Source organism: Okeania sp. SIO2B9, assembly GCF_010672505.1.
Classification (GTDB): domain Bacteria; phylum Cyanobacteriota; class Cyanobacteriia; order Cyanobacteriales; family Microcoleaceae; genus Okeania; species Okeania hirsuta.
Genome location: NZ_JAAHGK010000594.1, coordinates 1 through 4509 on the forward strand (window position 1 = coordinate 1; position 4509 = coordinate 4509).

General features: G+C 34.3%; 3 protein-coding genes. 2 read left to right on the forward strand and 1 reads right to left on the reverse strand.

Going from position 1 to position 4509, the window contains the following annotated elements; translation table 11 throughout:
* Window positions 1-744 precede the first annotated feature (744 nt).
* Window positions 745-870 (reverse strand): hypothetical protein, encoded by a 126-nt coding sequence (locus tag F6K13_RS19730; RefSeq protein WP_287288112.1) that lies wholly within the window; start codon window positions 868-870, stop codon window positions 745-747.
* Between the two features lie 78 nt (window positions 871-948).
* Here F6K13_RS19730 and F6K13_RS19735 point away from each other — a divergent pair, with 78 nt between their 5' ends.
* The gene (locus tag F6K13_RS19735) at window positions 949-2457 is read left to right on the forward strand and encodes a sulfotransferase (protein WP_287288113.1); all 1509 of its coding nucleotides are present in this window, start codon (window positions 949-951) and stop codon (window positions 2455-2457) included.
* Between the two features lie 22 nt (window positions 2458-2479).
* On the forward strand, window positions 2480-4509 hold a 2030-nt coding region (locus F6K13_RS19740), incomplete at its 3' end, for a sulfotransferase family 2 domain-containing protein (protein WP_287288115.1).

Here is a 4509-nt window from a genome sequence, read left to right on the forward strand (position 1 = left end):
TGAAGAAGGAGACAGGAGACAGGAGACAGGAGACAGGAGGAAAATTACTTATGGATTCGCTCCCCCAAGTAATGCGTGAACACCCCCGTTGACGGTGGGGTATTAAACCCACAAAGAAAATGATAATCTATTTTACTCTTTTCATCACTCTCTGGAGCATAAATACGATAATCGCGAAATCCAGAATCGTTCTATTTGAGGATTAAAATATAAGCAGTTAACTATTCCTATTCCACGGACTACCCTATGTTCGTTACCGTTATACTGACCTCGGACAAGTTCTATTTTTTGGGAGTATTCTTTATTAAGAACTGTATCATTAATGCAGCAAATAACCATCTTCAGAAGTTACAATTTCCTCCCTGAGATTTTGCCACAAATTTTCTGCTGCTAAATCAATATTTTTTAAGTAACGATTAATTTGATTGCTGACGCAAAGCTACGCTATCGTGGCTCACTGTTTCTAGATGGTCAGCAAGGTTTGTGAGAGTGTAATTTTTGTGACTACTTATTAAATACTGACAATATTTTATATAATTAAAGTTTATTCTCAAAGTGTTGACAAATAGTTGGTTTCATACTAATCTAGTATCACAACTAAAGTAATTTAAGTTCAATTTTTAAGTTTTTTATATTTTGTTTTTCAAGCGATAGCCAATATAGATAAACCTTTAAGGGTATGCACTATATATAGTGTCTTTGCGTAAGTCCTGACCAAGAAAAATTAGGATTCAACTCAATTGCTTAATAGTACAGAGCGATCGCTTGCTCTAGCTTTCCTTGGCGTTTGAGTTGATTAGCTTCGACAAAATATTGTGTGTTAATAGTCATAATAATATCGAATAAATATTTTTTTTGGTTTTTGAACAATTTTTAGCTAAGTTGTAATAGAACTAGAGAAATGTTAGCATTATCTAGCTTATCCTGTTCATAAATTCATCAAAATATATGAGTGAAAACGCTATAGTTGAAATTTTAGATATCCATCGCGCTGAAGTTGATACAGAAACATTATGGGGTTTTGCTATAGACCAACCTAAGAAAGGAAGCAAAACTGATACCTATAGAATTTACGTTTCAGGTTGGGTACTAGGTAAAAACTCCAAAGTTGTAGAAGTTCAATTACTTAGTGACGGTAGACTTCTGCGCAAAGCTACTGCCAGTATAAATCGTCCTGGTGTAGCTAAACAGTATCCAAAAGTCTCTGGAGCTAAAAACTCTGGTTTTCAGGTAGAAGTGGGGGTTATTGGATTGCCACTAGAGAGTGAGCTAAGTATACGAGCAGTATTTGAGAATAAAAGCACTGTCTCAATTGGAGTTATAAAATATCGTCGTCAGCTACTACACTCAAATTATCAATCTAAGTTGCAACCTTTATTGGTGACATCTTCAGGGCGATCGGGAAGCACTTGGATTATGCGGTTACTTTCGCAACACCCAAAAATTGTTGCAAGTCAAATTTACCCCTATGAAATCCGAGTATCCCAATATTGGATGCAAATGCTGACTATTCTCTCACAACCACATAACCCTGTTGAATTCTCTCCTGACTACTTTTATAACAAACTTCGTTGTATAGGGCCAAATCCTTATAATAATCATAATCTGAATAATTCTTTAGATAATTCTTGGCTGACACGAGAGTATATAGAAAACTTAGGTGATTTTTGTCGCCAAAACCTCGATCAGTTCTATGAACATATAGCGACGAAACAAGGCAAAGTATTTCCGCCCCCGAGCGATAGTAGCAAAAATAATCTTTACTTTGTAGAAAAATTTCTTATGATATTCAATAGAAAAGTATTGCTTGAACTTTATCCTCAAGCACGAGAAATCATTCTAGTTCGTGATTTTCGTGATATGGCTTGCTCAATAGCAGCCTTCAACACTAAGAGAGGATATATAGCTTTCGGTCGCAAACAAGTAGATAGCGATCGCGAATATATCAACACAGTAATTAAATCTATTGCTGCCAATATACTACAGTTATGGAGACAAAGGAAAGAACAAGCCTATTTACTCAGGTACGAAGATTTAATTTTATCGCCTGAAGAAACTTTAAGTTCTATATTTGACTATTTGAATTTAGATAATAGCAATTCAACTATTTCTAAAATTTTAGAAACAGCATCTGAAGATACGCCCCAGTTAAAAAAACATCGTACTTCTGCTAATCCTCAAGAATCAATTGGACGTTGGCGAAATGACTTAGAACCTTCTCTACAAGCTTTATGTACTGAAGTTTGCCAAGAAGCTTTACAAGAATTTGGTTACAGTCTTAGTGCTGAAGAACAACCATCTCCTTTGCCAAAAACTATCAAGCCTCAAATTAAAACTGAATCGCCATTAACACCCACTAATTCTAATTTTGTTAAAGAAACAGAATCAGCACGAAAGAGACTGGAACAAATCAAATCTCAGTTTCAAAACATTAGAAACAAATTGAAGAATTCCTAGATAATCAAGCAATAAATAGAGTATGAATACAGAAGGTTCACAATTAGAAATTATTTCAGTCCATGTGCCTAAAACAGCAGGAACAGCTTTTAGAAAAGTCTTAGAACAAGTTTATGGTTTTGAGTCAGTTATCATTGACTATCCTGGAGCACACCGAAAAAGATTCAATAATCAGTGGGAAGCTAGAAAAAGTAAAATCAAAGTAATTCACGGTCATTTTGGTGTAAATAAGTATGAAAAATATTTCCCAGAAGCAAAAAAAATTGCCTGGATTAGACACCCGATTCATAGATTAATTTCTCACTACCTTTTTTGGCTAAATCAGCCACCAAATAAAATTGAAAATACTTCCCAGCGTTTGTTAGTAGAAAATCAAATTAGCCTATTGGAATTCGCCCAGCTACCAAATATTAAAAATATAACCTCCAGATTTTTCAATAAAAGAGAAGTTACTGATTTTTATTTTGTAGGTATACAAGAGTTATTTAAAGAAGATTTGAACGAACTAAAAGAACAACTAGGATGGGGTGATTTTGATATTGAGTATACTAATAAAAATACTTATTCAAATTATGAAAAAAAAATACAAAACATTTTATCAGAGCCAAAACTTATACATAAATTAGAAGAAATTAATAGTGATGATGTTGAATTTTATCAAGCAGCATTAAAAAATAGAGAAGAACGCATAAATAAAGAAAAAAAGTCACCAAAAAAGAACGATAAAAATATCAACAATTGTTCTGATAAGCTAACAAAAATCCGCCATAAACTCGAAACTCTAAACTCTCGACTAAAACAGACAATGGTACTATTAGAGGAATCTCAGACTCAAGACTCTAGCGGTCAAGTCTCAGAACCAGAAATTCAAGAAGTATCCAAAAATAATCAAAACAAAATAGATCAAGAAAATCATTCTCGACTTTTCCAAATACAAAATGCTATTGTTGAAAGATTCCAAAATTTTCGCGGTCGGTTTGAATTTGCCGGAGGGCCTATTTTTCCGAATAATATCCCCGGAGTATTCCGTCATCGGCGTGGTGATAGTGGAGGTAGACCAAGATACCTAGATAGCAATTTTCACAGCAGTAATACTAACGATTCCAAAATTGAGGGTTCAAAATTTCATCATGGTACATATATCTATGGCGGATTTTTTAACGGCCACTTTGGCCACGTTTTAAGTGAAAGTATTCATCGTTTGTGGGCATTTAATACTAATAACTATGATGGCATCGTTTTTTCTGTATTCTCAGCCACACCAAGACACATCCCTATCCATACATATACTCCCCCTAAATGGTTTGCCCAAGTTTTAGATGTTTTAGAAATACCTATGACTAGCTGTATTTTTGTTACAGATAGTCGTACATTTGAAAACCTAGTAATTCCAGAACCAGGTAGTGAGTTATCATTGGGAATCAAGGAATGGTATCGCCCCTATCTAGAGAACCTACAGCACAAAATTTGGGATAGAACACATAACTTAAGAAGAAATCTACCAGACAAGCTTTTTCTAGGTAGGTCTCATATCCCACTCAACGGCTCGGTTGCAGGTGAAAAATATCTAGAGACTTTATTAGTTGATGAGGATTATATTTCCTTGAAGCCAGAAAATTATGATTTTCTCGGACAACTAGCTTATCTAATGAGTGCCAGAAAAATTATATTTACTGAAGGAAGTGCAATATATCCTCTAGAATTAATGAACTATTTAGACACTGAAATTGCCTGCATTCCTAGAAGACCAGATAACAGACTTTTCTATCCATGTCTCCACAACAAGTGTCAAAATTACATAGTTTCTGGAAATGTTAAAAATTGTGAACGATTAGGGTCTTACAATATGAAAGATGGACCAAACGCAATCTCAATTGTCAAAAGTCCATACCAAATTGTTGAATCTTTGAGAGATGGTAAATTTGCTTTACTCGACAACTGGGATGAAAATGATTTTTTGGATCGAGAAAAGAGTGATATTATGTCATACATAATTCAAGGATATAACTTACTCGAAAAAGGACAAACCTTACACTGTCTCAATATTATAGA

Excerpts from the sequence above, each read along its gene's own strand:
- F6K13_RS19735 (WP_287288113.1), top strand. The coding sequence starts at position 949 with ATGAGTGAAAACGCTATAGTTGAAATTTTAGATATCCATCGCGCTGAA.